Here is a 4,208-nt window from a genome sequence, read left to right on the forward strand (position 1 = left end):
ATTTCTTATTATCATCACTGCACTTTTCTACTTATCTTTATCTCACAAAACTTTTTTCTTCTATATAATGTGTATTTTCTTCTTTTTAAAATTTACTACTATTCAAACTTAAATCCAGTCGATTATAAGCAACAATTTAGCAAAGGACCATAACATAATAAGATCCGCGTTTATTACGGAATAAATGTCACAAAATAAAAAGTCATAAAAAATTCATAATTACGGTTGACAAAAGGGATGATCTTTTATATTATATACCCTGTAAGGTATTTAACAACGTAAACACGTTAGAAAAGATATAATATTTTTTTACATTTATAAATACCCGTTACCGTAAAAAAGAGGGGATGAGAGAGATAATGGGAGAACAGAAAAAAACGACAATTATTTTATTCAGTGGAGATTATGACAAAGTCATGGCTGCTTATATCATTGCTAATGGTGCTGCTGCTTATGATCATGAAGTGACAATTTTCCACACATTTTGGGGTTTGAACGCTCTAAGGAAAGATGAACCGATCCAGGCTGACAAAGGTTTCATTGAAAAGATGTTTGCCAAGATGATGCCAAGAGGCGCGAACAAATTAGGAATGTCAAAAATGAACTATGCAGGTTTTGGTCCTAAGATGATCAAAGATGTAATGAAGAAGCACAATGTTATGCCGCTTCCAGACTTGATTGACATGGCAAAAGAACAGGATGTTAAGCTTGTTGCATGCCAAATGACAGTAGACTTATTTGGTCTTACGCAAGAAGAAATCATGGAAGGCGTAGAGTTTGCTGGCGTAGCAGCTTACCTGGCTGATGCAGAAGACGGAAACGTCAACCTGTTTATCTAATAGATACTTTTAATTGGAGGTCTACAAATGGAATCTGTAAAAACAAATTTCACAGTCGACGCAAAAGGGCTTGCATGCCCAATGCCGATTGTTCGAACTAAAAAAGCAATCAACAATTTAAATCCAGGCGAGGTTTTAGAAGTACTCGCAACGGATAAAGGTTCAAGGGCGGATATCCAGGCTTGGTCTAAAAGCTCTGGCAACCAATATCTTGGAACAATTGAAGAAGGCGATGTCCTTAAGCACTATATCCGCAAAGGCGGTTCAGGTGAAGAACAGGAAGAAACAAAATATCCAAACATTGTTTCAAACGACGATGTTGTAAAAAAGCTTGAAGCAAATGAGGATGTTGTTGTCCTTGATGTAAGAGAGCCAGCTGAATATGCTTTCGGCCATATCCCAAATGCGATTTCAATTCCTTTCGGTGATCTGGAAAATCGCGTGGCGGAACTTGATAAGTCAAAAACAATCCTTGTTGTTTGCCGCACAGGCAACAGAAGTGACATGGCATCCCAGGCACTTACAAGCAAAGGCTTCGAGAAGGTCTGGAATGTAGTACCAGGCATGTCTGAATGGAATGGCCCAACTGAAAATAAAGTTCAGTAATTATTTTTTTGAAAAAATCATACCCGGGGAGGTAAAATAAATTATGAAAGCAATGACGTCTAAAGAAGTTACTAAAAAAGTATTCAACAAAGAACCATTTTTCATCCTTGATGTCCGTAACGAGAGCGACTTCAACGACTGGAAAATCGAAGGCGAAAACTTCGAATACCTTAACATTCCTTACTTCGATCTTCTTGACGGAGTAGAAGAAATCCTTGATAAGGTACCAACTGATAAAGAAGTTATTGTTGTATGTGCCAAAGAAGGTTCATCAGTAATGGTTGCTGAAATGCTTGAAGAAGCAGGTCGTGAAGTATCTTATCTTCAAGGCGGAATGAAAGCATGGAGCGAACACCTTGAGCCAGTCAAGGTTGGCGATCTTAAGGATGGCGGATCAATGTACCAGTTCGTCCGTATCGGAAAAGGCTGCCTATCTTACGCAGTTGTTTCAAACGGTGAGGCTGCTCTAATTGACGCAACTAGAATGACTGATGTATATCTTGATTTCGCTAAAGAACTTGGCGTTGAAATCAAGCATGTATTCGATACTCACCTGCACGCAGACCACATTTCCGGTGGCAGAAAAATTGCTGAAGCAACTGGTGCAACTTACTGGCTGCCTCCGAAAGACGCTGATGAAGTAACATTCAGCTACCAGTCTCTAGAAGATGGCAACAATGTAAAAATCGGTGAAACAAACATCGACATCAATGCCCTATATACTCCAGGTCACACAATCGGTTCTACTTCTTTTGTAGTAGATGAAAAATATCTTCTTTCTGGGGATATACTATTCATTGACTCAATTGGACGCCCTGACCTGGCTGGAAAAGCTGAAGACTGGGTAGCAGACCTAAGAAACTCTCTTTACACTCGTTACAAGCAGCTTTCTGATGAGCTTGTCGTTCTTCCTGCACACTTCATGATCATCGAAGAGTTGAATGAAGATGGCAGCGTATCTGAAAAATTAGGTACTCTATTCGCGAAGAACCATGGCTTGAATATCGAAGACGAAGCGGAATTCCGCAGACTTGTAACGGAGAACCTGCCGCCGCAGCCAAATGCATACCAGGAGATTCGTGAAACAAACATGGGGAAAATCAGCCCAGACGATGAAAAGCAAAGAGAAATGGAAATTGGACCAAACCGCTGTGCGGTAAGATAAATTAATCCAGGGGACTTAGCTCCCCGGATGGCAATCAAAAATACAATTTTTCATACAACCAAGGAGGATTTTAACATGAACGTAGCAAAAGTATTAGACGCAAAAGGACTAGCTTGTCCAATGCCAATCGTAAAAACAAAGAAGGCAATCACTGACCTTCAATCTGGAGAAGTACTAGAAATCCATACAACTGATAAAGGCGCTGTAAAAGATCTAGCAGCTTGGGCTCAATCCACTGGTAATGAACTTCTGAAGCATGAAGAAGAAAACGGTGTGTTCAAGTTCTGGATGAAGAAGGCGTAATTGAAAAAGGGGGAGCTTGTCTCCCTTTTCTTTTGCATTTTCATAGGATTTTTATGAATAGGGATGTTATAGAGAGCTAACCCAGCGAAGTTTTTTTAATAAGGAGGAAGCCTTATGGATTTGACTTATCTTATCGTCATATTTTTAATTGGTTTTATCGGGTCTTATATTTCCGGGATGGTTGGAATCGGCGGTTCCATCATTAAATACCCAATGCTATTATATATACCGCCATTGTTCGGCATCGCAGCATTCAGTGCCCATGAGGTTTCAGGAATCAGTGCAGTCCAGGTATTCTTCGCCACTATCGGCGGTGTCTGGGCATACCGCAAAGGTGGATACTTAAATAAGACATTGATTATCTATATGGGTTCCAGCATCCTGGTGGGTTCCCTGATCGGAAGCTATGGTTCAAGAATCATGACTGAAGGCGGAATCAACCTAGTTTACGGTATCCTTGCATTAATTGCAGCGGTAATGATGTTTGTGCCGAAGAAGAACGTTGATGACATTCCGCTCGACCAGGTTACTTTCAATAAGTGGCTTGCAGCATTCTTTGCGTTTATCGTTGGTGTTGGCGCAGGTATCGTAGGAGCTGCCGGAGCATTCTTGTTAGTTCCAATCATGCTGGTCGTGTTGAAGATTCCTACTCGAATGACAATTGCAACATCACTTGCCATCACATTCATTTCTTCAATTGGATCGACAGTAGGTAAGCTAGCGACTGGCCAGGTAGCGTTTTGGCCGGCACTAATCATGGTCATAGCGAGTCTAATCGCATCACCACTGGGTGCAAACGCAGGTAAAAAAGTAAACACGAAGATCCTTCAGTACATCCTGGCAGTTTTGATTTTAGGAACGGCAATCAAGATTTGGATGGATATCCTGTAAGGATTTATTTAAACAAGACTCCGCTTATGAGGAGTCTTGTTTTTTTTGATTCGAGAAGCGAGGTTATTATTCCAGGTTTCAAGCGCAGAGCCCTAAAGCTGTCAAGAAAGCGAGTTTATAATGACAGGTTTTAAGTGCAGAGCCGCAAAGCTGTCAAAGAAAGCGAGTTTATTATGACAGGTTGGAAGTGCAGAGCCCTAAAGATGTCAAGAAAGCAAAGGTATTATGACAGGTTTTAAGGATAAGAGTGAAAAGTTGTCAGAAGATGATCCAGCTTCAGACAGGTTTGGAGGAAAAGGATGAAAAGTTGTCAGTACATGAACCAACTTCAGACAGGTTTGATGGAAAAACATAAAAAGTTGTCCGAACTTCCTAACATGTTAATTATTATTAAAATATTATAT

General features: G+C 40.3%; 5 protein-coding genes. All 5 read left to right on the forward strand.

Translation table 11 applies throughout. From position 1 onward, the window contains the following. Positions 1-359 precede the first annotated feature (359 nt). Positions 360-839: a DsrE/DsrF/DrsH-like family protein gene (locus ACH0QE_RS24065; RefSeq protein ID WP_415802988.1), complete on the forward strand. Its 480-nt coding sequence runs from the start codon at positions 360-362 to the stop codon at positions 837-839. A 27-nt stretch (positions 840-866) separates the two neighbouring features. Then, the gene (locus tag ACH0QE_RS24070) at positions 867-1,445 is read left to right on the forward strand and encodes a sulfurtransferase TusA family protein (protein ID WP_415802989.1); all 579 of its coding nucleotides are present in this window, start codon (positions 867-869) and stop codon (positions 1,443-1,445) included. A gap of 43 nt (positions 1,446-1,488) precedes the next feature. After that, a complete protein-coding gene (locus tag ACH0QE_RS24075) occupies positions 1,489-2,610 on the forward strand; it encodes an MBL fold metallo-hydrolase (RefSeq protein ID WP_415802991.1) in 1,122 nt (373 codons plus the stop codon). 75 nt (positions 2,611-2,685) lie between these two features. Beyond that, a complete protein-coding gene (locus ACH0QE_RS24080; protein WP_023626705.1) occupies positions 2,686-2,913 on the forward strand; it encodes a sulfurtransferase TusA family protein in 228 nt (75 codons plus the stop codon). 114 nt (positions 2,914-3,027) lie between these two features. Further along, positions 3,028-3,804 carry a sulfite exporter TauE/SafE family protein gene (locus tag ACH0QE_RS24085; protein WP_415802992.1) on the forward strand — a complete coding sequence of 259 codons (777 nt, stop codon included), beginning with the start codon at positions 3,028-3,030 and terminating at the stop codon, positions 3,802-3,804. Positions 3,805-4,208: the final 404 nt, after the last annotated feature.

Origin of the sequence: Mesobacillus sp. (assembly GCF_047739415.1) — a bacterium.
Lineage (GTDB): Bacteria > Bacillota > Bacilli > Bacillales > Cytobacillaceae > Mesobacillus.

Bases quoted from the DNA above. Each gene is read 5' to 3' on its own strand.
- ACH0QE_RS24065 (WP_415802988.1), top strand. From the start codon at position 360: ATGGGAGAACAGAAAAAAACGACAATTATTTTATTCAGTGGAGATTAT.
- ACH0QE_RS24070 (WP_415802989.1), top strand. From the start codon at position 867: ATGGAATCTGTAAAAACAAATTTCACAGTCGACGCAAAAGGGCTTGCA.
- ACH0QE_RS24075 (WP_415802991.1), top strand. From the start codon at position 1,489: ATGAAAGCAATGACGTCTAAAGAAGTTACTAAAAAAGTATTCAACAAA.
- ACH0QE_RS24080 (WP_023626705.1), top strand. From the start codon at position 2,686: ATGAACGTAGCAAAAGTATTAGACGCAAAAGGACTAGCTTGTCCAATG.
- ACH0QE_RS24085 (WP_415802992.1), top strand. From the start codon at position 3,028: ATGGATTTGACTTATCTTATCGTCATATTTTTAATTGGTTTTATCGGG.